The sequence below is a fragment of the Nocardioides caeni genome (assembly GCF_004912195.1).
GTDB lineage: Bacteria > Actinomycetota > Actinomycetes > Propionibacteriales > Nocardioidaceae > Nocardioides > Nocardioides caeni.
This window is the reverse complement of the sequence record NZ_STGW01000015.1, coordinates 25,928-47,561: the sequence shown is the minus strand read 5'-3', so window position 1 is coordinate 47,561 and position 21,634 is coordinate 25,928. Positions and strand designations below refer to the sequence as shown.

Below are 21,634 nucleotides of genomic sequence, written 5' to 3'. Positions count from 1 at the left end.
AGGGGGTGTTCATGAATCCCTTGAACTGCGGCCGCCTGGCGTTTCACCACTCCCACAGCGCTGAGATCGGCAGGCCCCACAGGCCCGGCCGGTATTGGTGGCCGGAGGACGCGGTGTTGAGCACCACTCCCCCACGGAAGGCGGAGCCGGCGCGGGCAGCCAGGGCCTCCAGACGTGAGAACTGGTGGGGGCGCAACGCAGCAGCGGTCCGGACCTCGACGCCATAGACGCTGCCGTCGGGCATCTCGATCACGATGTCGACCTGCAGGCCGTTGCGCTCGCGCAGATGGCTCACCCGGTGCGGGACGGCACTGACCTGCTGCTGCCGGAGCAGTTCTCCCGCAACCACGCCCCGGAGCAGCGGCGCCAGGCGCGCCCGGCCGCTGAAGGCGAGCAGGTCTCCCGGCGCGCTGCCGGCGAGGTGCAGCGCCAGGACAGGGTCGGGCAGCACGACGATCGGCCGACCGATCGGCCGCTTCGCAACCGGCGAGCGACATCCGGGGAGCAGCCTGATGAGCCCGAGCGTCTCGAGCATGTCGAGGTAGGGCGTCAGCGTGGTGGCCGGGATGCCCGCAGCTTCCGCTACCCGCGCCTTGTTGAGCTCGGTCGCCGGTGGCTCGGCCACCGCCCGCAGCACCGCGAGCAGCCGGTCGGGGTCGGTGCGCCGCACGGATCGGGCGCGGCGGGCGACCCGCCGGAGCTCGGCGTCGAGGCCGGCGCGGGGGCTCATCAGGTCGACGTACTCATGGACCGAGCCGGCCGACCGGACCTCGCCCGGGACCGACCCCCGGGAGCCCAGTCGGGCGACGAAGTCGACGGTCACGACACCGATCGTAGGTGCACTCACGCTCAAACTCGCAGATTTGTCTACGCCGCTCGCGTGAATACGCCACTGACAGGCCAGGCATGGCACGATGACCGGGCTTGCACTTGCAGCGAACGAAAGGACGCGCGGGCAGATGACCCAGACCCACAGCGACTACCGCCTGAGCCAGCTGGACCAGCTGGAGGCGGAGTCGATCCACATCTTCCGCGAGGTCGCGGCCGAGTTCGAGAAGCCCGTGCTGATGTTCTCGGGCGGCAAGGACTCGATCGTCATGCTCCGCCTGGCGGAGAAGGCCTTCTATCCCGCGAAGATCCCGTTCTCGATCCTCCAGGTCGACACCGGTCTCGACTTCCCCGAGGTCATGGAGACCCGCGACCGCTGGGTCGAGCGCCTCGGCATCAACCTCGTGGTGGCGAGCATCGACGACGCGATCAAGAACGGGATCATCCCGGACGCCGCGAAGATCAGCCGCAACCGCCTGCAGATCCCGACGCTGCTCAACGCGATCGAGGAGAACGGCTTCACCGCCGCCTTCGGTGGCGGTCGCCGCGACGAGGAGAAGGCTCGCGCCAAGGAGCGCGTCTATTCCCACCGCGACGAGTTCGGCCAGTGGGACCCGAAGAACCAGCGTCCCGAGCTGTGGAGCCTCTACAACGGTCGCCTCCACGAGGGCGAGCACATGCGGATCTTCCCGATCTCGAACTGGACCGAGCTGGACGTCTGGGACTACATCGGCCGCGAGGGCATCGAGATCCCCAGCATCTACTTCAGCCACCAGCGCCGCGTCTTCGTACGCGACGGCATGCTGATGAGCGAGACCCCGCTCAACCCGACCCGCGACGGCGAGGTCGTCGAGGAGCGCACCGTCCGCTTCCGCACCTGCGGCGACATCACGCTCACCGGCTGCGTCGAGAGCACCGCGTCGACGATCGACGAGATCATCGAAGAGGTCGCCGTGGCCCGCAAGACCGAGCGCGGCGCGACCCGCGGCGACGACCGGTTCTCCGAGGCTGCCATGGAGGACCGCAAGAAGGAGGGCTACTTCTGATGGCGATTCACCAGGAGGTCGAGGAGGCCGCCCGCGGCCGTCACGAGACCACGGAAGGAAACCTCTGATGGCTACCACTGACATGGACCTGCTCCGCTTCGCCACCGCCGGCTCGGTCGACGACGGCAAGTCGACGCTCATCGGTCGTCTGCTGCTCGACTCGAAGGCGATCTTCGAGGACCAGCTCGAGGCCGTCGAGGCGACGTCGGAGGCCAAGGGCTACGACTACACCGACCTCGCCCTGCTGACCGACGGTCTGCGCTCCGAGCGCGAGCAGGGCATCACGATCGACGTCGCCTACCGCTACTTCGCGACCCCGAACCGCAAGTTCATCATCGCGGACACCCCGGGCCACGTGCAGTACACCCGCAACATGGTCACCGGCGCCTCGACCGCCGACCTAGGCCTGGTGCTCGTCGACGCCCGCCAGGGCCTCACCGAGCAGTCGCGCCGTCACGCGGTGATCCTGTCGCTGCTCCGCGTCCCGCACCTCGTGCTCGCGGTCAACAAGATGGACCTGGTCGACTTCGACCAGGAGGTCTTCGACAAGATCCACCGTGACTTCACGCAGTTCGCGACGAAGCTCAACGTCCCGGACCTCGAGGTCATCCCGATCTCGGCGCTCCAGGGCGACAACGTCGTGACGCGCTCGGACAACATGCCGTGGTACTCCGGTCCCACGCTCATGCACCATCTTGAGCACGTCCACGTCGCCTCGGACCGCGATCTGATCGACGCCCGCTTCCCCGTGCAGTACGTCGTGCGCCCCAAGTCGGACGAGTTCCACGACTACCGCGGCTACGCCGGCCAGGTCGCCGGTGGCGTCCTCAAGCCCGGTGACGAGGTCGTCGTCCTTCCCTCCGGCATGACGTCGAAGATCTCGAAGATCGACCTCTTCGACAAGGAGATCACCGAGGCGTTCCCGCCGATGAGCGTGACGGTGCACCTGGAGGACGACGTCGACGTCTCCCGCGGCGACATGATCGCCCGGGTCAACAACGCGCCGACGCCGAGCCAGGACATCGACGCGATGGTCTGCTGGATGACCACCGCTCCCCTGCAGCCGCGGCAGAAGCTGGCGATCAAGCACACCACCCGCACGGGTCGCGCGCTGGTCAAGGACATCGCCTACCGCCTGGACGTCAACACGCTGCACCGCGACCAGGACACCAAGGAGCTCGCCGTCAACGAGATCGGCCGCGTCACCCTGCGCACCACGGTCCCGCTGCTCGTCGACCCCTATTCGAAGAACCGGACCACCGGCTCCTTCATCCTCATCGACGAGGCCACCGGCGTCACCGTCGGTGCGGGCATGATCAACGGCTGACCGCTTCAGCCACCTGCAGAGGCCGTCTCGCCGGATCGGGCGAGACGGCCTCTGTGCTGCCTGGCCAAGCCTGGCAGGATGCAGCTCGTGGCAAACGAGGAGACTGGATCGCCAGCGCTGGCGCAAATGATCCACCAGACGCAGCTGTTCACGTGGTTGGTGCGGACCGCTGGCAACGTGCTTGCGGTTCTCGTCCTCACTCCCGTGGCGCTGGGCATCGTGGGCGGGATCATCGACGCCGATGGCGGGGGCGCCGCGGCGGGGGCCGGCCTCGGCGTGGTCCTGAGCATCATCATCTTGCTGGTGTGGCTACCGAGAACCACGGCGCCGTTTCCATCTGACGCCGTCCTGGACTTGCTCGATGCCAATGACGAGCCGCCTTCGCCGGGGTCAGCGTCGCTGAAGAACCTCGGCCCAGATCGCTAGGTCACTGCAGCCCGGACGGAGGCTGGCGATTACGGAACACCGTCAACAGGATCGGACTTGAGTGAGCTAGTGAGCGGGAACGACCCAGACGGGGATAGGTGCGCCGTCTGCGGACGCTGGTGGCGCGAGCATGGAACGCCGTTCCAGCTCGTGGTGGAAAACGCGGCAGAGGGCGGGCTCGCGGCACGCCTCAGGTTCTGCGGTTGGCACCACGTCCGAGACTGGGTGGCAAGTGCAGAGCCCGTCGGCATCGAATCGAACACCGGCCTCCCGTCTCTTCGCTCATGCCTCCGCACGTGTTTGGTGGTCGGGATGGTCCTCCTTGTCGTTGCGGTCCTAGCGGTACTGGGCGTCTTGAGTCTCGTTCGCGGGATCTAGAAGACCGAGGACCTCGGCAGCAACGAGATTGGCCGCGTCACCCCTGCGCGCCAAGGTGCCGTTCCTCGTCTCCCTATCGAGCCGGATCGAGCACCTGACCCGCGGCGGGGTCGACCGAATGCACGACCCACCAGCCGAAATGGGTAGCGCTCTCCCGGTCCGCCTCGTGGACGACGTCGACGTCTTCCGCGGCGACATGATCGCCCGGGTCAACAACGCTCCGACGCCGAGCCAGGACATCGACGCGATCGTCTCCTGGATGACCACCGCTCCCCTGCAGCCACGGCAAAAGCTGGCGATCAAGCACACCACCCGCAACGGTCGCGCGCTCGTCAAGGACATCGCCTACCGCCTGGACCTCAGCACGCTCCACCGCGACCAGGAGACCAAGGAGCTCGGCGTCAACGAGATCGGCCGCGTCACGTTGCGCACCCGGTCCCGCTGCTCGTCGACCCCTACTCGAAGAACCGGACCACCGGCTCCTTCATCCTCATCGACGAGGCCACCGACGTCACCGTAGGCGCGGGCATGAGCAACGGCTGACCAGCTCGGCCAGCTGTACGACGAACGGCGCCCACTCCGCTCGGAGCGGGCGCCGTTCGTCATTGCGGTGCCACGGGAACCTGACGGCTGGGCAACGAGACGCGGGTGTCGAACTGCGTGCCGCGTCGGCGCGGGCATGATCAACGGCTGACTCTCCAGCCCTCCAGAGGCCGTCTCGCCCGTCAGGGCGGGGCGGCCTCTTGTCGTGACTGCGCGACGGACCAGCGTTCACTCGGGCCGTGGCGCCCTGATCCACAGCCGGTGGAAGATGAAGGCGAACAAGCCGAGGAACGAACAAACGAAGAGTGCGGGCTCGTCGCCGTTGCTGATCGTCCATCCGAATCCGACAGCTGCCGGTGCGACCAGCAATCCAGTCCCGGTCAGCAGGGACCTCGTCTGCCACTCGACGAGTCTCGACGCGTGCTCCATCTGCGTTCGAGCTGCGGCGTTCGTTGCAGGAGTTTCACTCATTCGTACATCCTCGCGCTGGCGGCATCCTGCTGTTGGCTAATCCCGGATCCACCGATGAGTTTGGTGACGTGAGCGTGGCGTAGAACGAGAATGCCCTTGCAGGGCAGGAGAATCTGAGTTCTTCAGGCAAAGATTCACACCGGCAGCAAGGGCATCTCTGGGATGAAACTCTCTCACACGGTTCGAGCGACGTCGGCAGCCTTCGATGATCCGAATCTCGTGTCGACTGGCGGCCTGGTCCCGGTGCTCGCGTTGGCCGACCGTGGTGGGCTGCGGGATCTGGCTGATACCCACCTCACGGTGCCCACGCACAAGGGCGCGAACGCCGGATTGAAGGTCGCCTCGCTCGTCGGTGGGATGGTCGCCGGCGCGGACTCGATCGATGACATGGCGCTGCTGCGGCACGGCGGGATGGGCCGGGTTTTCGCCCGCGCCTACGCGCCCTCGACGTTGGGCTCGTTCCTGCGAGCGTTCACCTTCGGCCACGTTCGTCAGCTCGACGCAGTCGCATCGAGGTTCCTGATCGCGGTGGCCGGACTCACCCGGCTCCTGGGCGCCGGGACCGGTCTTGGCGCCGGCACCGAGGAGTCAGGAGCCGGTGCCGGGTACGCGTTGCTCGACGTCGACGACACGATCATCGAGGTCCACGGCCACTCCAAGCAGGGCGCCGGGTTCGGCTACTCCGGTGTGCGCGGGCTCAACGCACTGCTGGCCACGCTCACGACCGCGACGACGGCGCCGGTGATCGTGGCCCAGCGGCTCCGCAAGGGCGCGGCGGGGGCGCCACGCGGCGCGAAGCGGCTGGTCGGCGACGCGGTGAGGACCGCCCGGCGACTGCTCGGCACGGGTCAGCTGGTCTTGGTCCGGATGGACTCGGCGTTCTACGGCCGCGGACCAGTCCACGCCGCCCTGGTCGGCGGCGCCGATGTGTCGGTCACGGTGCGGATGGACAAGGCCGTCAAGAAAGCGATCGCCACAATCGGCCACGAAGCGTGGACCACCATCGAGTACACCGACGCCGTCTTCGACGAAACCTCGCAGAAGTGGATCTCTCGCGCCGAGGTCGCCGAGATTCCCTTCACCGCCTTCGCCGCGCAGAAGAAGTCCGAGCAGGTGCCCGGGCGGCTGGTGGTGCGTCGGATCCCCGACTTCAACGCCGAGAAGAACAAGGCAGCCGGCCAGGACACCCTGTTCGACGTGTGGCGCTTCCACGCGTTCTTCACCACCGCCGACCCCGTGCTCCTGGACACCGTCGCGGCGGACAAGACCCACCGCCATCACGCCGTCATCGAGCAGGTCCACGCCGACCTCAAAGGATCCGCGCTGGCCCACCTGCCGTCCGGAGTGTTCACCGCCAACGCCGCCTGGCTGGTGCTCGCCGCTATCGCGTTCAACCTCACCCGCGCCGCAGGCACCCTCGCCGCACCAGACCTGGCACGGGCGAGCACCGCGACGATCCGACGCAAGCTGATCACCGTGCCCGCGAGGGTAGCGACCTCAGCGCGCCGGATCACCCTGCACCTGCCCCAAGCCTGGCCCTGGGAGAACGCCTGGACCGCCCTGTTCGACCGGGTCAGCGACCCGCCGCCCGGCCTCGCGGCCTGACCCACCCAGCAGCCACCGCTGCGCGACCCGAGGACCAAAGGACGACCCGGACAGCAAGGTCCGGCAGATCCCCACGCCCACAGCCGCTCACCCCACGGCGATCCGGATCACGCGATTACCACCAAGCTCATCGGTGGATCCGGGGTTAAAGAATGGGTGCTCCCACGTGACCTGACTCTCAATTGCGGTCGCGACGGAAGTGCAGTCCGACCTCCGGGTCGACGATCGGCTCCTGCGCCGCCGGCAGGTCACCGGCCAGCAACGGCGCCGAAACATCCAGGTTGCGCTTCACCAGCGCCAACGCGATCGGGCCCAACTCGTGGTGACGCGCCGACGAGCCGACGACGCCGAGGGGCTTGGGAGGGCGGGCTTCAGGCGTCTCGATACGCCCGCTCGTTCCTCGCGGGCTACTCGACGAACGAAGGGACGCGGCGTCCTCGACGACCGGGGAGCCCTGGGCGGGGAGACGGTTCTCGGAGCCGTCGAGGTGCAGCAGGGTCAGGCGACGCGGCGGGCGGCCCAGGTTGTTGACCCGCGCCACCGTCTCCTGGCCGCGATAGCACCCCTTGTCCAGATGTACGGCGGCCCACGGCTGCCCCGCCTCGAGCCAGCCGACCTCGTTGGGGATCGTCCGCTCGTCGGTGTCGATGCCGAAGCGGGGCTCGCCCCGCTCGATCCGCAGCGCCTCGAAGGCCCACAGCCCCGCGGCGGGGCCGGCCGCCTCGGCGTACTGCTGGAGCTGAGCGCGGGGGACGAGGTCGTAGCGGCCGGGCCGCCAGGCGACGGCGATCTCGGCGGTGACGTCGCTGACCTCGACCTCGGACCAGAACTTCATCCGCTCCAGGTAGGCGATCAGCGCCGCGCCGCGGCCGGGCTCGGTGTGGGCGGTGAACGCCTCGCCGTCGTCGACGCCGGCGAACGCGTGCTCGACGTGACCCTGCGGGCTCAACACCAGGGCGTGCACCCAGCGGCCCGGCTCGAGGCCCTCGAAGAACTGCGTCGTCAACGAGTGCAGCCAGGTCAGCCGGTCGGGGCCGGCCACGCGCAGCACATCGCGGTGCGACAGGTCGACGAAGCCCTCCCCCGCCGCCAGCGCGCGCTGCTCGCCGAAGAGGCTGCCGTAGTGCGCCGCCACCCCGGCGTCGACGCCGTCGCCGGCGACCGCGCCGGGCAGGGCCAGCAGGGGGCTCGCAGAGGTCGCGTCCGTCATGTCAGGTCCCGGTAGTGCTCGAGCAGGTTGGTCAACGTGCTGACCGCCTGCGACATCTCCTCCAGGTGCCGCGGATCCAGCGCACTCAGGAGCTGCTTGATCTCGGTGCTCGACACCCCCGCCGTGCGCGGCAGATAGGTCACCTCGCACACGTCCTTGAGGTCGTCGAACTTCCCCGTCCAGTCGTCCCCCATGACGAGTACGTCGACCTCGTGCGCCACGACGTCCTTGCGCTTCTGGTCCCACGACTCCTCGGGGACCACCAGGTCGACGCCCTTGATCGCGGCGACGATGGCCGCGCGGTCGTCGTAGGACACGACCGAGCGCTTGCCCTTGCCCGCGTTGAACTCGTCGGTCGAGACGCCCACGATCAGACGGTCGCCCATCGCGGCCAGCCGCTCGATGAGGCGCAGGTGGCCGATGTGGAAGATGTCGAAGGTCCCGTAGGTCAGGACAGTGCGACCCGCCGTGTTGCTGCTGCCGTCAGGCATTGCTCTCTCCTTCACAGGCCGCGCACCGGCCGAAGACCGTCAGGTGACCCAGGTCCGGGACGAAGCCCCTCTCTGCCAACAACGCCACGAAGGGGGCTGCCTCTTCCGCCGCCACCGAGGTCACGCCCTTGCAGCCGCGGCACACCAGGTGGAAGTGCTCGTGGTCCGTCGTCGAGTGGTACGTCGGAGCGCGGTCGCTCAGGTGCGCGTGACGGATCAGGCCCAGCTGCTCCAGCACCTCCAGGGTGCGATAGACCGTCGAGGCGTTGACCGTGCTCGCCGTCTCCTGCACCTTCGCCAGCACCTCGTCGGGGGTGGCGTGGCCCAGCTCGTTGACGGCCGCGAGGATCAGCTCGCGCTGCGGAGTGAGGCGGTAGCCCTGTGCGCGGAGGGCGGCGCGCCAGTCCGGCGTGGAGGTTGCGGAGGGAGCGTCAGACACGCTTGAGCCTCGCCCACAGGTGCGGCTGCAGCGGCTGTCCCACGGCAGCCATGTCGAAGGCGTAGAGGAGATCGCCCTCGACGTTGCCGTAGAGGCGCTTGCCGGCGGCGTACTCCTTCGCCGTCTCGGTGCGGGCGACAGCGTCGGTGGTCCACTCGAACTTCCCGTCGGCCGCCTCCCCGTGCCAGATCTCGGCGATGCCGGTGTTGTGCGTCAGCAGGATCTCGAAGTTGCCCTCACCGACGGCGCGGATGAAGCCGGTCTCGATCGCTGCGTCGCGGACCTTCTCGCCCTGCTCGTCGACGATCCACGAGCGGGCCATGTAGTGGAAGAACGGGCGACCGTCGTGGGTGAAGATCAGCTCCTGGCCGAACTGGAAGCTCTCGATCGTCGGGTAGTCACCGTGCCCGTTGCCGCGCCACGTGCCGAGCATCCAGGCGATGGGGCCACAGTTCGGGTGCAGGTTGTCGGGGAGTTCGAAGGCCACGACAGATCAGTCTAGGCGTGCTCGTAGGCTCGGCCCATGTCGCGCGCACTCGTCGTGAAGGTCACCTGTGGCACCGACGCCCCCGAGCGGGCCAACCAGGGCTTCACCGTCGCGGGCGCGGCCGCCGCGTCCGGCGTCCCCGTCTCGCTCTGGCTCACCGGCGAGGCGGCCTGGCTCGCCGTCCCCGGCCGGGCGGCCGAGCTCGAGCTCCCCCTCGCCACCCCCGTCGCCGACCTGCTCGACGCCGTCCTCGCCGGCGGCACCGTGACCGTCTGCGCCCAGTGCGCGGCGCGACGCTCGCTCACCGAGGCGGACCTGCTGCCCGGCTGTCGGATCGCCGGGGCGCCCGCCTTCGTCGAGGAGGCGCTGCGCGACGGCGTACAGGCGCTGGTCTACTGATGCGGGCCGTGCTGCAGCGGGTCCAGTCCGCGTCGGTGACCGTCGCCGGCGAGATCGTCGGCGCGATCGACTCCCCCGGCCTCCTCGTCTATCTCGGGGTCACCCACGACGACGGCGCCGCCGAGGTCGCCTGGATGGCGCGCAAGATCCGCGACCTGCGGATCCTCCCCGACGAGCAGTCGCTCGCCGACACCGGCGGACCGGCGCTGGTCGTCTCCCAGTTCACGCTCTATGGCGACGCCCGCAAGGGCCGACGACCCACCTGGATCGCCGCCGCCCCCGGCCCCGTCAGCGAGCCGCTCTATGACGCCGTCTGTGCCGCCCTCGAGGCGGCCGGGACCCCCGTCGCGCGGGGCGTCTTCGGCGCCGACATGCAGGTCGCGTCCGTCAACGACGGCCCCTTCACCGTCCTCCTGGACACCGCCGCGGGATGAGGCGTCCGGCTCGGACGCGCTCGGTAGGCTCGACGCCGTGAGCCGCCAGACCGTCCTTCTCGCGACCGCCCTGATCTGCCTCGCCGGACTCCTCACCGGCTGCAAGGGACTCGGCAAGCAGGCGGAGTACGTCGCGCTCGGCGACTCCTACACGGCCAGCCCCTACATGGGCCCGCGCGACGTGACCGACGGCTGTGTCCGCTCCTCCGAGAACTACCCGCAGCAGGTCGCCGAGGCCACCGACATGGTCCTCAAGGACGTCAGCTGCTCCAGTGCGCAGACCAAGGACGTCCAGGGCCGCCAGACCCTCCCCTCGGGCGGCGAGGTCGCCCCGCAGCTCGACGCCGTCGCCGAGGCGACCAAGCTCGTCACCATCGGGCTGGGCTTCAACGACTTCGCGCTCACCACCCGGGTGATGGCCGGCTGCCCGCAGCTCGCCGTCTCCGACCCCGAGGGCAGCCCCTGCACCGAGCTCGACGCCGCCACCGAGGACAACGTCGCCAACGCGCTCGAGGCCGTCCCGGACAACCTGGTCGGCGTCATCGAGGCCGTGCAGGCCAAGGCGCCCGACGCCCGGATCCTCCTCATCGGTTATCCGCAGATCTTCCCCGCCGGCGACGAGGGCTGCGACAACCTGCCCATCGCGAAGGGCGACCTCGACTTCGTGCGCCAGGTCAACATCGACATCAACACCGCGCTCCAGTCCGCCGCCGCCCAGACCGGCATCACCTACATCGACACCTTCACCCCCAGCGAGGGCCACGACATCTGCGGCGACGAGCCGTGGGTGGCCGGCGCCCAAGCGCTCGACGGCGACGCCGTCCCGTGGCACCCCTACCTCGCCGAGGCCGACTTCGTCGCCGACCTCATCACCGAGGCGCTGAAGGACTGAGGCTCTGACGCCCGTCGTCCCGTGCGGATCTGCTGCGTTTCGGCAGCATTCTCGACCGATTCGCACGGGACGACGCAGGGGGCTGTGGAGGACGCGCGCGCAGGTACGACGATCGGCGCATCCTCTCCCGCATGGAGCTCCACCTCACCCGACCGGGACTGGTCGCGCCGGTGCACGTCGACCCCACCGGGCAGACGGGCCCGACACCGGGACAGGCGCGCGGGCCACGGTGGCGGGGCCTCCGCGCCGGGTGGTACCAGTCCGTCGACAGCCCGTCGACGACCGAGCAACGCATCGTGGAGGCTGTCGGAGCCCTGCCCGACGGCTGCGCGGCGACGGGGTGGGCGGCCCTCCACTGGCTCGGAGCCCGCTGGTCCAACGGGTTGGACGCCGACGGGCGCGAGCTGCCGGTCCCGGTCGCGGTCGGCGAGCGGCACGTCGTACGACAGCGGGCGGGGACGCTGGTCTCCGAGGACTGGCTCTTCGACGACGACGTCATCGTCATCGACGGCCTGCCCATCACGATCCCTGCGCGTGCCGTGACCTTTGAGGCACGCACGGCGGACAGCGAGATCACGGCCACGTGCCTCATCGACATGGCGACGTACGACGACCTGGTCTCCCTCGACGAGCTCGCGGCCTACACCGCGCGGCTCGTCGCCCGGCCCGGCAAGGTCCAGCTCCAACGCGCGCTCTCGGTCGCCAGCGAGAACGCCTGGTCACCGATGGAGGTGGTGATGCGACGCTTCTGGCAGCTGCACCACCAGCGTCCGCTGCTGTGCAACCAGCCGATCTTCGACGCCGCGGGCAACCACCTCCTCACCCCTGACCTGCTCGACCTCGAGGCCGGAGTCGCGGGCGAGTACGAAGGCGACGTTCACGCGTCCGGCCGGGCGCGCAGCCGCGATCTGGGCCGCGAGGAGGTCAGTCGGCGCCACGGCATCGAGGTCGTGACGATGATGTCGGGCGCCGGCGAGCGCGCGCGCTTCCTCCATCGGCTCGAGGGCGCCTACGCCCGCAGCCGCGGGCCCGGACCACGGTCCTGGACCATCGAGCAGCCCGGCTGGTGGGTCGACACCTCGACGGTTGCCCTGCGTCGGGCGCTCACAGTGGAGCAACGCGAACGCTGGCTCCGACACCGTCGTCCCGTGCAGAACGGTCCGAAAATCCCGTGAGAGACGACAGATCCGCACGGGACGACGCCGTCAGCGGGCCAGGCGGAGGCCCAGCAGATACATCTCGCAGCCGAGGCAGAAGGCGAAGACGGCGTTGAGGAAGGCCGCGACGAGCGCGAGGCCGGCGAAGACCTGACCCACGAGGACCGCCCCGGTGGCGAAGCCGATGGTCGCGCCGAGGGCGAAGAGCAGCCCGACGGCCTGGGCGAAGCGCGGCGGAGCCGGGTCCTCGAGGTGGTCGGGGGCAGCGAGCCGCGGACGGATCACACTGCGGAAGAACAGCCCCGTCGGCGTCATCTGTACGCCGAGACCGGCGCCGATCGCGAAGAGCACACCCTGCACCGCGGTGATCACCGCGGCGACCTCCGGGGCGGCGTCGGACAGCAGCAGGGCGACCGCGAAGACCACCAGGGTCACCGAGGCCGTGAAGCGGGGACCGCGCGGGTCGATGCCCGCTCCCGCGTCGTTGGTGGTCATCGGACCTCCTGGGGCAGGGCGGCGAGCACCTGCTCGCGGCGGGGTGCGCCGGCCGCCCGCGCGATCTCGGCGCCCGTGGCGTCGAGGACCAGCGTGGTCGGCGTACGGCGGATGTCGAGCTCGCGCACCAGCGCGAGGTGCTCCTCGGCGTCGATCTCGACGTGCGCGACGCCGGACTCCTTGCCGGCGACGTCGGCCAGCAGGACCCGCGTCGTGCGGCAGGGGGCGCAGAAGGCGCTGGAGAACTGCACGAACGTCGCGCGCTCGCCGAGCGTGGCCGACGGGAGGACCGCGGTGAGGGCGGACCAGGGGGACGGGGTGGAGATGGGCGTGGCTGGGTCCGGTGTGGGGGTTGCGGGCGTCTCGAGACGCTCGCTGGCGCTCGCTCCTCGACGAACGGGGAGGGCGCTCGCTCCTCGGCGACCGGGGGCGGCGAAGCGGCCGTCGGTGCGGCGGCGCCACAGGCCGAAGGCGGTCGCCGCGGCGAGGGCGACGAGCAGCACGACGAGTCCGGGGTTCACATCAGCCTCCAACGACCACGGCGGCCCCCGGATTCCGGGAGCCGCCGTCGACGTACATCACAGTGGGCCTCTCAGGGTCCGGAGGTTTCGAGGCTCGGCGCTGGCGCGCCTCACACCTCAACCACCGGGGGTGGGTCAGATCGAGATCTGGACCTCGGCGACCGAGCCGGTCTGCGCCTGGACGACGCGGTCGACCGGGTCGGCCTTGGGGGCCAGGGTGCGCAGGGTCCACTGGCCGTCGCCGGCGAAGAACCGGAAGTGGCCCGTGGCCGAGGTGGGGACCTCGGCGGTGAACTCGCCGGACTTGTCGAGCAGCCGGACGTAGGCGCCGGCGACCGGGGTCGCGTCGTCGCCCGTGCCGCGCAGGACCTGGCCCTGGATCACGGCCTCCTTGGTCGTGTTGATGCCCTCAACCGAGAGGCCACCGACCTTCGCGCCGCACATCAGGCGTCACCGGGCTCGTCGCCGAGCGCGATCGGGACGCCGACGAGCGAGCCGTACTCGGTCCAGGAGCCGTCGTAGTTCTTGACGTTCTTCTTGCCGAGGATCTCCTGCAGCACGAACCAGGTCAGCGAGGAGCGCTCACCGATGCGGCACAGCGCGATGGTGTCCTTGGACTCGTCGAAGCCGACCTCCTCGTATAGGGCCTGCAGGTCGGCGTCGGACTTGAAGGTGCCGTCGTCGTTGGCGTTCTTGGACCACGGGACGTTGACCGAGGTCGGGATGTGGCCGGCGCGCTGCGACTGCTCCTGCGGGAGGTGGGCCGGGGCGAGGAGGCGGCCGGCGTACTCGTCGGGGCTGCGCACGTCGACGAGGTTCTGCGTGCCGATCGCGGCGACGACGTCGTCACGGAAGGCGCGGATCGTGCGGTCCTGCTCCTGGGCGACGTACGTCGTGGTGGGACGCTCGGGCAGCTCGTCGGTCAGCTCGCGGCTGTCCAGCTCCCACTTCTTGCGGCCGCCGTCGATCAGCTTGACGTCCTGGTGGCCGTAGAGCTTGAAGTACCAGTAGGCGTAGGCCGCGAACCAGTTGTTGTTGCCGCCGTAGAGCACGACGGTGTCGTCGTTGGAGACGCCGCGCGAGGACAGCAGGGCCTCGAACTGCTCCTTGTTGACGAAGTCGCGGCGGACCTGGTCCTGGAGGTCGGTGGTCCAGTCGAGCTTGATGGCGCCCTTGATGTGGCCCTTGTCGTAGGCCGTGGTGTCCTCGTCGACCTCGATGATGACGACGCCGGGGGTGTCGATGTTGTCCTCGGCCCACTGGGCGGAGACGAGCGAGTTCTCGCGGCTCATGGTGATTCCTTCGTGATGTGCGGGATGGGTGGTGGTGCGCGAAACGACGGTGCTGCGGATCGACCGACGCGTCGGCGCGGAGGGCATGACGGACGTCGTGCTCCTGGCCCCACCGAACGTGGCCGGGATGGACGGGTCGCGAGGCAGACGCCTCAGAGGGAACCCGTCAGCAGGGTCGACACAGCGCCGAGCTGACGCGGCAGTTGTCCACCGCGCGCCGCTTGGTCAGCAGCAGAGTCGTCGACATGGGTAAGAGCCTAGGCGCAGCCCCGAGGATCACGAACTCGAGATTCCACATCGCGAGACGCGAGTCCAAATATTGAGATCAGTAGACGACGCAGGCCGACGGCGCCGACGTGTTGGAGCTGGAGGGGAAGGCGCCGGGCGTCACCCGGAGGTCGATCTCGCCGGGCTGGTCCTCCCCGCTCGCCATCAGGAACTCGATCTCGTGGCTCGACTGCGGCGCGAGCTCGACGCCGATGCGCGACAGGCTCCGGTTGGCGAACGGCTCGACGACGGGCGTGGACACGCGCTGGCCGTCGACCCGCAGCTCCTGGATCTCGCCGCCGACCGGCGAGGTCAGATAGATGGTCAGCAGCTGGTGTCCCGGCGCGACCCGCACGCCGGGGAAGTTCTCGCCGGTGATCGCGGGCGTGAGCATCGACAGGTCCGTCGGGGTGTTGCTGTGGAGCTCGATCGACCCGGCGATCACCTGCCGGTCGTCGTCGGTGCACGAGCGGGCCGTCACCGTCGCCTCGTACTGCAGGTAGTACTGCATCTTGGTCGGGCCGGAGTCGTTGACATAGATGCCGACATGCGGCTTCGACTCCGCCTCGCGCAGGAAGTCGCCGGCGATGTCGGTGCCGGCGATCTCGGCCTGGTCCTCGGCGTCGAAGCTGTGCATCCGGATCCGGCCCTCGCCCACGGCCTGCACCAGGCCCTGGATCGCCGCGACCGTGTCGCCGCGGCCGTCGGCGAAGGCGTCGAACACGGCCTTGGCCACGGCCTGCTGGTAGTCGCTCTGCAGGCTGCGGTCGCCGGTGAGGCGATAGATCTGGTTCTCCACGGCCGAGACCACGTTGGTGGCGTCCACCGGTCCCCCGCCCGGCACGGGCACCGAGCCGACGCCGCGCAGCAGGTAGGACACCGCCACCGGGTCGACGTAGACCACGCCGTCGAGGCGGCCCCCCATCGCCTGCTCCCAGCGGGCGCGGATCAGGTCGGCGGAGCGGGCGACGTCGGGGGTCAGGGTCGCGTTGCCACCGGCGCGGGTGAGGTTGGCGCCGAACACCCGCTCCTCCTCCTTGGTCAGCGGGAGGCTGTCGGAGCCGAGGCCGACGTCGGCCATGTCCTCCTGCCCGACGATGTCGATGGACCCCGACTGCATCCGCACCAGCGACAGGGCGCCGGCCAGTCCACCGCCGCTGCGCATCTCCGCGTTGTTCTGCAGCACGAGGAGGTAGTAGCGCGGACGCTCCTCACCGAGCATGCGCGGGATGAGCCGCGAGGCGCGGTACGTCGAGTCGAGGGTCGCCCGCGCGTCGTCGACCAGGCCCCGCAGCTGGTCGAAGGCCGTCTGCACGGGACCGATCAGCCGCGAGCTGTCGACCCCCGCGAGCGTCGCGGCCGCGTCGCCGAACGCCGCCTGACTGACCTCCGCGGGCTCCTCCAGCGCCGCGATCCGGTCGATGGGGAAGCGGTGCTGCGCGGGCCGGAAGGCGTCGCTGGTGACGCTCTGCGCGGCGTTGGCGACCGGCTCCAGCCCGTCCCGGCCCACGTCGGAGAGCACTCCGGAGACGATCGCGATCGCCTCCGCGTCGTCGCCGAGGACGGGCACGTGCTCGAAGACCGCCCAGGTGGGGCCCGACGTACGACCGGCGGCGGAGTCGGCCGCCTCCCGATAGCGGCCGAGCGTCTCGCGTGCGCCGTCGACGTCGCCGCGGACCAGGGCGGCGCGGAGGATCTGCGCCTCCTCCTCCACCTCGCGGAGGTCCTGGGCGGTGGCCCACACGGTCCACGCGCACCACAGCAACGCCAGGCCCAGCAGCGAGAGGCCGCCGACCAGCGACCAGAACCTCACCGGGGAACGCCGCAGTCGGCGCCAGCGGCGCTTCCAGGCCGGGCTCCTGCGGCGACGAACCTCGGGCGACATCGAGGGCGACAGTACCGCAGCACGGGACCGCCGACCGGGACACGATCACGACTGTTCCAGCGCGGGTTCGGCCACGCTCCCGCGAGGGCTGGGGATGTGCCCTAGGATCAACGACCGTCCGGTCATGCAACCCGCGACAAACCGATCGTCCCTACACGGGTGCACCTCGAAGCAAGGTCAGGTCTTGGACTTCAAACAGTTTCTCGCCGTTCTCCGGCGCCAGTGGCGCACGATCGTCGTGACAATGTTGGTCGCCCTGGCCATCAGCTCCGCGATCACCTTCACGGCGACCCCGAAGTACGAGTCGAAGTCGCAGGTCTTCCTCAGCGTCGACGTCCGCGACACCACGGACGCCTACGCCGCGCTGCTGTTCGCCCAGAGCCGGGCCGCGTCCTACGCCAACCTCGCGCAGAGCACCGGGCTCGCCGACCGCGTCGTCGAGAGCCTCGACCTGCAGATGACGCCCGAGGACCTCTCCTCCAACATCAGCGCCGAGGTCGTCGAGAGCACCTCACTCATCGAGCTGAGGGTCGAGGACACCGACCCCGAGCGCGCCCAGCTGATCGCCCGGGTCACGACCGACGAGTTCATCAACTACGTCGAGTCGCTCGAGACCTCCAGCGGCGGCGAGGCCAACGTCGTCGTCCAGGTCAGCAACGAGGCGAACCTCAACCGCGGCCAGGTCAGTCCCCGGATCATCCTCAACCTCGCGATCGCCGCGATCCTCGGCATCCTCGCCGGCATCGCCCTGGCCATCACCCGCGAGCTGCTCGACCGCACCATCCAGACCGCGGCCCACGTCACCGAGCTCACCGACTCGCCGGTCCTGGCCAGCATCGGCTTCGACGGCGACATCAAGACCGCGCCGCTGCTCACCGACCTCGGTGGCTTCGCCGCACGCACCGAGGCCTTCCGACTGCTGCGCACCAACCTGCAGTTCATCGACCTCGACCACCAGCCCCGCTGCCTGGTCATCACCAGCGCCGTGCCCGGCGAGGGCAAGACGATGACGTCGACCAACCTCGCCGTCGCGCTCGCCCAGACCGGTCGCAACACGCTGATCATCGACGGTGACCTCCGACGCCCGCGCGTCGCGAGCACCCTCGGCCTCGACCCGGCGATCGGTCTCACCACCGCCCTCGTCGGCCGCACCGAGATCCACGACGCGATCCAGGTGCACGAGCCGAGCGGACTGCACGTGCTCGCCAGCGGCGCCAAGCCGCCGAACCCGACCGAGATCCTGCAGTCGAAGATCACCCACGACCTGATCCTGCGGCTGCGGGCGTCGTACGACATGGTCATCATCGACGCGCCGCCGCTGCTGCCGGTCGCCGACGCCTCGGTCCTCGCCACCCTCGGCGACGGCGTGATCCTCGTGGTGCGCCACGGCCGGACCACCCGCGACCAGGTCAGCGAGGCCATCGGCCGCATCCAGCACATCAGCGGCCGCCTCTATGGCGTCGTGGTCAACATGGTCGCCAAGCGCGCCGTGGGCGCCTATTACTACTACTACTACGAGGAGTCGACCTCCAAGGGCTCCTCCGCGCGCGGTCCGATCAACAAGGACAAGGGCGGACGCCGCCGCAGCGGCTGATTTCGCCTCACCCGCCCCTGCCGGCGGCGTGACCCCCGGGCCCGATGGTCGTTGGTCGGTTCACGCTGGGGGGCGCATCGGGACACTGCATCGGGGCAGGGCCACCAAGCCATCAAGGAGAGAAGCATGAGTTCGGGCACGGTCGACGTTCTGGTTGCCGGAGGCGGCGGTTTCATCGGAGGCCACCTCGTGGCCGACCTGCTGGCGCAGGGCAAGACGGTCCGCTCGGTGGACGTCAAGCCGATGGACGAGTGGTACCAGGTGCACCCCGACGCACAGAACAGCGTGGGCGACCTGTCCCTGCTCGACCAGGCCGAGGCCGCGACCCAGGGTGCGCGCGAGGTCTACATGCTCGCCGCCGACATGGGTGGCATGGGCTTCATCGAGAACAACAAGGCCCTGTGCATGCTGACGGTGCTCACCAGCACCCACATGCTCCAGGCCGCGCAGAAGTACGACGTCGAGCGCTACTTCTACTCCTCGTCCGCGTGCGTCTACGCCGCCGACAAGCAGACCGACCCGGGCGTGACCGCGCTCAAGGAGTCGGACGCCTACCCCGCCATGCCCGAGGACGGCTACGGCTGGGAGAAGCTCTTCACCGAGCGGATGGCCCGCCACTTCCGTGAGGACTTCGGCCTGACCACCCGCATGGCGCGCTACCATAACGTCTATGGCCCCGAGGGCACGTGGACCGGTGGCCGCGAGAAGGCGCCCGCCGCCGTCTGCCGCAAGATCGCCGAGGCGGTCATCTCCGGCAAGCACGAGCTCGAGATCTGGGGCGACGGCGAGCAGACCCGGTCGTTCATGTACATCGACGACTGCGTCAAGGGATCCCAGATGATCCTCGCCAGCGACTTCGAGGACGCCATCAACCTCGGCTCCGCCGAGCTCGTCTCGATCAACCAGCTCTACTCGATCGTCGAGGAGATCGCCGGGATCAAGTGCGAGCGGAAGTACGACCTCAGCGCGCCGCAGGGCGTCCGGGGCCGCAACTCCGACAACACGATGATCAACGAGGTCTTCGGCTGGGAGCCGTCGATCAGCCTCGCCGACGGCCTCGCGAAGACCTACGCCTGGGTCTACGACCAGGTCAAGCGTGCGCAGGGCTGACCGGCCCCGCATCCACACCGCCACTCACAACGCCATCACCAGCTGACGTGCGGATCCTCGTCCACGACCACAGCGGCCATCCCTTCCAGGCAGAGCTCAGCCGCGAGCTCGCCCGCCGGGGCCACACCGTCACCCACTCCTACGTGGAGGGCTACGTCTCCGGCAAGGGCCGGCTCGAAGCCGCGCCCGGCGAGACCGTCGTCTTCGAGGGGATCGGCGGCGCCAAGCTCGTCGACAAGCAGCTCGGCGGCAAGGCGCTGCTCGGACGCCTCGTGCGCGAGGTCCGGCGCGGCTTCGAGTTCGTCCAGCACGTGCGCCGGGTCAACCCCGACATCGTGCTCGTCTCGAACGTGCAGATCCCGACGCTGGTGATCTTCGCGCTCGCGATGGCCGTGCTGCGACGCCCCTGGGTGCTGTGGCACCAGGACGTCTACGCCGTCGCCGTGCGCTCCATGGTCGGCGACAAGCTCCCCCGCCACTTCGCCGTCGTCGCGTCGATCTTCGAGATCTCCGAGCGCTGGTGCTCACGTCGCGCGGCCGCCGTCGTGGTCATCGCCCCCTCCTTCGTGCCCGTCCACGAGAAGTGGGGTACGGCGGACAAGGTCACCGTCATCCCCAACTGGGCGCCGCTCGACGAGATCGTCCCGGTCGCCCGCAAGAACGACTGGGCGACCGAGAACGGGCTCGACGACACCCGCACCCTCCTCTACTCCGGCACGCTGGGCCTCAAGCACAACCCCGAGCTGCTGGTGCGCCTCGCGAAGGCCACCGCCGACGCCGGCCAGCCCGTCCGGCTGGTCGTCGTCAACTCCGGGCCCGCGGTCGACGTACTCCGGGCGGAGGCGGAGCGTCTCGACGTCCCGCTCACGCTGCTCCCCTTCCAGCCCTACGAGCGGCTCCCCGAGGTCCTCGGCACTGGCGACGTCCTCGTCGTCCTGCTCGAGCAGGCGGCAGGTGCCTTCTCCGTGCCGTCCAAGACGCTGTCCTACCTCTGCGCCGGGCGACCGGTCCTGGGCCTGATGCCCGGGGAGAACCTCGCCGCCGCCCTGGTCAACCGCGCCGGCGGCCTCGTCCTGCCGCCCGCCGACGTGTCCATCGACGAGGCCGGCCGCTGGGCGGCCCGGGTCCTCGCCGACGACGACCTGCGCGACGAGCTCGGTGAGGCCTCTCGGGACCTGGCCGAGCAGGAGTTCGCCCTGGCCGGCTGCGCGACCTCGTTCGAGGGCATCCTGAGCGCTCACCGGCGTTGATGTCCTCCAACGAAATGAAGGGTTACAAGTAGTCCGTATCTCATTCGCAACTCGCTCGTTGGGGTGATTGCGGGTCCCCCCCACCCGCATTCCGGGGACCGGATCTCGGCTGGTCATCGCGAGGAGGTACGAGTTGCGCAAGCGTTTGTTCGACGTCGTGGTCATCGTGCTCGCTGCTGTGGCCTGGGTGCCGGTCGTAGCCGTGGCTGCCCTTGCCGTGCTGGTGTTCTCCGGCCGGCCGATCTTCTACCGCTCCCGCCGTTGGGTAGGTCCCAAGGCGGCGATCGAGATGGTCAAGCTGCGGGTCATGGTCCCCCACGCCAACAAGGTGCTCGAGTCCGTCGACGCCGGACGCTTCCTCAACACCCCGCCCGACTCGCCCCTCTACACCGGCGTCGGCCGGATCCTGGACCGGCTCGGGATCAACGAGATCCCGCAGTTCGTCCACGTGCTGCGCGGCGAGATGACCATCGTCGGCCCCCGGCCGCTCACCGACGCGGTGCGCGACGCGCTCCTCGAGGAGCACGGACAGATCGACGAGCGGTGGGACAGCACCCCCGCCGGCCTCACCGGCCTGCCGCAGCTCGTCGGCCGCATCGCGCTCACCGACCAGCAGCGCCTGGACCTCGAGTCCGCCTACGCCCGGATGGTGGCCGACGGCTACAGCATCCGCACCGACTTCAAGATCCTGCTCTTCACGGTGCTCATCACCTTCGGCGTGAAGAAGCCGCTGGCCCCCGAGGCCGCGCTCGACATGGTCCGCGGACGCCGTACCCGGGTCCGGACCCTGCGCACCGCGCGGGCCCACGGCTACACGGCCGCTGCGACGGCCGACACCGACGCCGTCGCCTGACAGGCCGCCACAGCCCGCCTGAGAGGCACAGAGGTTTCGAGGCCACTCGCTGGCGCTCGCGGCACCTCAACCAGCGGAGGGGCTGCGCCTGGGGTGCCGGACGGGGCGACCCCCCGCCGGCGCATCGGGGTGCCCTCGGCTGGCAACCAGAGTCAGCCGCGCAGATGAGTGGCCGAGGGCGGGGTCCCCGCTCTGCGCCGCCGGGGGACGCCACGAGAGGCGCCGCAGGCGCCG

Annotated in this window: 23 protein-coding genes and 1 pseudogene; 13 read left to right on the top strand and 11 right to left on the bottom strand. The window is 69.7% G+C overall.

Features of this window, described 5'->3' with window-relative positions; translation table 11 throughout:
• Positions 1–43: 43 nt before the first annotated feature.
• Complete coding sequence (locus E9934_RS16845) at positions 44–823, bottom strand: DUF4143 domain-containing protein (RefSeq protein WP_136564066.1); 780 nt, start codon at positions 821–823, stop codon at positions 44–46.
• Between the two features lie 136 nt (positions 824–959).
• Between E9934_RS16845 and cysD the strand changes: the two genes are divergently transcribed.
• The 5 genes and pseudogenes from cysD (at position 960) to E9934_RS16820 (ending at position 6,624) form a co-directional block, all read left to right on the top strand.
• A complete protein-coding gene (cysD, locus tag E9934_RS16840) occupies positions 960–1,874 on the top strand; it encodes a sulfate adenylyltransferase subunit CysD (protein WP_136564065.1) in 915 nt (304 codons plus the stop codon).
• A gap of 67 nt (positions 1,875–1,941) precedes the next feature.
• On the top strand, positions 1,942–3,201 hold the full coding sequence (gene cysN / locus E9934_RS16835; protein WP_136564064.1) for a sulfate adenylyltransferase subunit CysN: 1,260 nt from the start codon (positions 1,942–1,944) through the stop codon (positions 3,199–3,201).
• A gap of 87 nt (positions 3,202–3,288) precedes the next feature.
• Positions 3,289–3,627, top strand: coding sequence for a hypothetical protein (locus E9934_RS16830; protein WP_136564063.1), 339 nt, complete (start codon positions 3,289–3,291; stop codon positions 3,625–3,627).
• A gap of 496 nt (positions 3,628–4,123) precedes the next feature.
• Positions 4,124–4,548, top strand: a pseudogene (locus E9934_RS16825) (elongation factor 1-alpha C-terminal domain-related protein).
• A gap of 633 nt (positions 4,549–5,181) precedes the next feature.
• Complete coding sequence (locus E9934_RS16820; RefSeq protein WP_136564062.1) at positions 5,182–6,624, top strand: IS1380 family transposase; 1,443 nt, start codon at positions 5,182–5,184, stop codon at positions 6,622–6,624.
• Positions 6,625–6,802: 178 nt separating this feature from the next.
• On the opposite strand, the gene ygfZ is transcribed toward E9934_RS16820, so the two are convergent.
• Genes ygfZ through E9934_RS16800 form a run of 4 tightly spaced genes read right to left on the bottom strand, consistent with a single transcriptional unit; the run spans position 6,803 to position 9,251 of the window.
• Complete coding sequence (gene ygfZ, locus E9934_RS16815) at positions 6,803–7,834, bottom strand: CAF17-like 4Fe-4S cluster assembly/insertion protein YgfZ (protein WP_136564061.1); 1,032 nt, start codon at positions 7,832–7,834, stop codon at positions 6,803–6,805.
• Complete coding sequence (locus E9934_RS16810) at positions 7,831–8,325, bottom strand: adenylyltransferase/cytidyltransferase family protein (protein ID WP_136564060.1); 495 nt, start codon at positions 8,323–8,325, stop codon at positions 7,831–7,833. The genes ygfZ and E9934_RS16810 overlap by 4 nt, the downstream gene beginning before the upstream one ends.
• Positions 8,318–8,764: a Fur family transcriptional regulator gene (locus E9934_RS16805; RefSeq protein WP_136564059.1), complete on the bottom strand. Its 447-nt coding sequence runs from the start codon at positions 8,762–8,764 to the stop codon at positions 8,318–8,320. Before E9934_RS16805 ends, E9934_RS16810 begins: the two co-directional genes overlap by 8 nt.
• Positions 8,757–9,251 (bottom strand): heme-binding beta-barrel domain-containing protein, encoded by a 495-nt coding sequence (locus E9934_RS16800; RefSeq protein ID WP_136564058.1) that lies wholly within the window; start codon positions 9,249–9,251, stop codon positions 8,757–8,759. The genes E9934_RS16805 and E9934_RS16800 overlap by 8 nt, the downstream gene beginning before the upstream one ends.
• Before the next feature lie 36 nt (positions 9,252–9,287).
• Here E9934_RS16800 and E9934_RS16795 point away from each other — a divergent pair, with 36 nt between their 5' ends.
• The 4 genes from E9934_RS16795 (at position 9,288) to E9934_RS16780 (ending at position 12,151) form a co-directional block, all read left to right on the top strand.
• Positions 9,288–9,650: a DsrE family protein gene (locus E9934_RS16795; protein WP_136564057.1), complete on the top strand. Its 363-nt coding sequence runs from the start codon at positions 9,288–9,290 to the stop codon at positions 9,648–9,650.
• Positions 9,650–10,084 (top strand): D-aminoacyl-tRNA deacylase, encoded by a 435-nt coding sequence (dtd, locus tag E9934_RS16790; RefSeq protein WP_136564056.1) that lies wholly within the window; start codon positions 9,650–9,652, stop codon positions 10,082–10,084. Before E9934_RS16795 ends, dtd begins: the two co-directional genes overlap by 1 nt.
• Positions 10,085–10,121: 37 nt before the next feature.
• Positions 10,122–10,976 (top strand): SGNH/GDSL hydrolase family protein, encoded by an 855-nt coding sequence (locus E9934_RS16785; RefSeq protein ID WP_136564055.1) that lies wholly within the window; start codon positions 10,122–10,124, stop codon positions 10,974–10,976.
• A gap of 131 nt (positions 10,977–11,107) precedes the next feature.
• The gene (locus E9934_RS16780; protein WP_136564054.1) at positions 11,108–12,151 is read left to right on the top strand and encodes a hypothetical protein; all 1,044 of its coding nucleotides are present in this window, start codon (positions 11,108–11,110) and stop codon (positions 12,149–12,151) included.
• 30 nt (positions 12,152–12,181) lie between these two features.
• On the opposite strand, the gene E9934_RS16775 is transcribed toward E9934_RS16780, so the two are convergent.
• From E9934_RS16775 to E9934_RS16755, 6 genes are all read right to left on the bottom strand, one after another.
• Positions 12,182–12,628 carry a DUF4395 domain-containing protein gene (locus tag E9934_RS16775; protein WP_136564053.1) on the bottom strand — a complete coding sequence of 149 codons (447 nt, stop codon included), beginning with the start codon at positions 12,626–12,628 and terminating at the stop codon, positions 12,182–12,184.
• The gene (locus tag E9934_RS16770) at positions 12,625–13,149 is read right to left on the bottom strand and encodes a thioredoxin family protein (protein WP_136564052.1); all 525 of its coding nucleotides are present in this window, start codon (positions 13,147–13,149) and stop codon (positions 12,625–12,627) included. The genes E9934_RS16775 and E9934_RS16770 overlap by 4 nt, the downstream gene beginning before the upstream one ends.
• Positions 13,150–13,284: 135 nt before the next feature.
• Positions 13,285–13,593, bottom strand: coding sequence for a DUF1416 domain-containing protein (locus E9934_RS16765; RefSeq protein ID WP_136564051.1), 309 nt, complete (start codon positions 13,591–13,593; stop codon positions 13,285–13,287).
• Positions 13,593–14,441, bottom strand: coding sequence for a sulfurtransferase (locus E9934_RS16760; protein ID WP_136564050.1), 849 nt, complete (start codon positions 14,439–14,441; stop codon positions 13,593–13,595). Before E9934_RS16760 ends, E9934_RS16765 begins: the two co-directional genes overlap by 1 nt.
• 166 nt (positions 14,442–14,607) lie before the next feature.
• Positions 14,608–14,688 (bottom strand): putative leader peptide, encoded by an 81-nt coding sequence (locus E9934_RS20595; protein ID WP_372449664.1) that lies wholly within the window; start codon positions 14,686–14,688, stop codon positions 14,608–14,610.
• 78 nt (positions 14,689–14,766) lie between these two features.
• A complete protein-coding gene (locus tag E9934_RS16755; RefSeq protein ID WP_158295046.1) occupies positions 14,767–16,521 on the bottom strand; it encodes a DUF4012 domain-containing protein in 1,755 nt (584 codons plus the stop codon).
• Positions 16,522–16,687: 166 nt separating this feature from the next.
• Between E9934_RS16755 and E9934_RS16750 the strand changes: the two genes are divergently transcribed.
• The 4 genes from E9934_RS16750 to E9934_RS16735 all read left to right on the top strand — a co-directional run bounded on the left by E9934_RS16750 (position 16,688) and on the right by E9934_RS16735 (position 21,400).
• Positions 16,688–18,187, top strand: coding sequence for a tyrosine-protein kinase domain-containing protein (locus E9934_RS16750; protein WP_136564048.1), 1,500 nt, complete (start codon positions 16,688–16,690; stop codon positions 18,185–18,187).
• A gap of 126 nt (positions 18,188–18,313) precedes the next feature.
• Positions 18,314–19,297 carry an NAD-dependent epimerase/dehydratase family protein gene (locus E9934_RS16745; RefSeq protein ID WP_136564047.1) on the top strand — a complete coding sequence of 328 codons (984 nt, stop codon included), beginning with the start codon at positions 18,314–18,316 and terminating at the stop codon, positions 19,295–19,297.
• 47 nt (positions 19,298–19,344) lie between these two features.
• Positions 19,345–20,547, top strand: coding sequence for a glycosyltransferase family 4 protein (locus E9934_RS16740; protein ID WP_136564046.1), 1,203 nt, complete (start codon positions 19,345–19,347; stop codon positions 20,545–20,547).
• A gap of 133 nt (positions 20,548–20,680) precedes the next feature.
• Positions 20,681–21,400 carry a sugar transferase gene (locus tag E9934_RS16735; RefSeq protein WP_158295044.1) on the top strand — a complete coding sequence of 240 codons (720 nt, stop codon included), beginning with the start codon at positions 20,681–20,683 and terminating at the stop codon, positions 21,398–21,400.
• Positions 21,401–21,634: the final 234 nt, after the last annotated feature.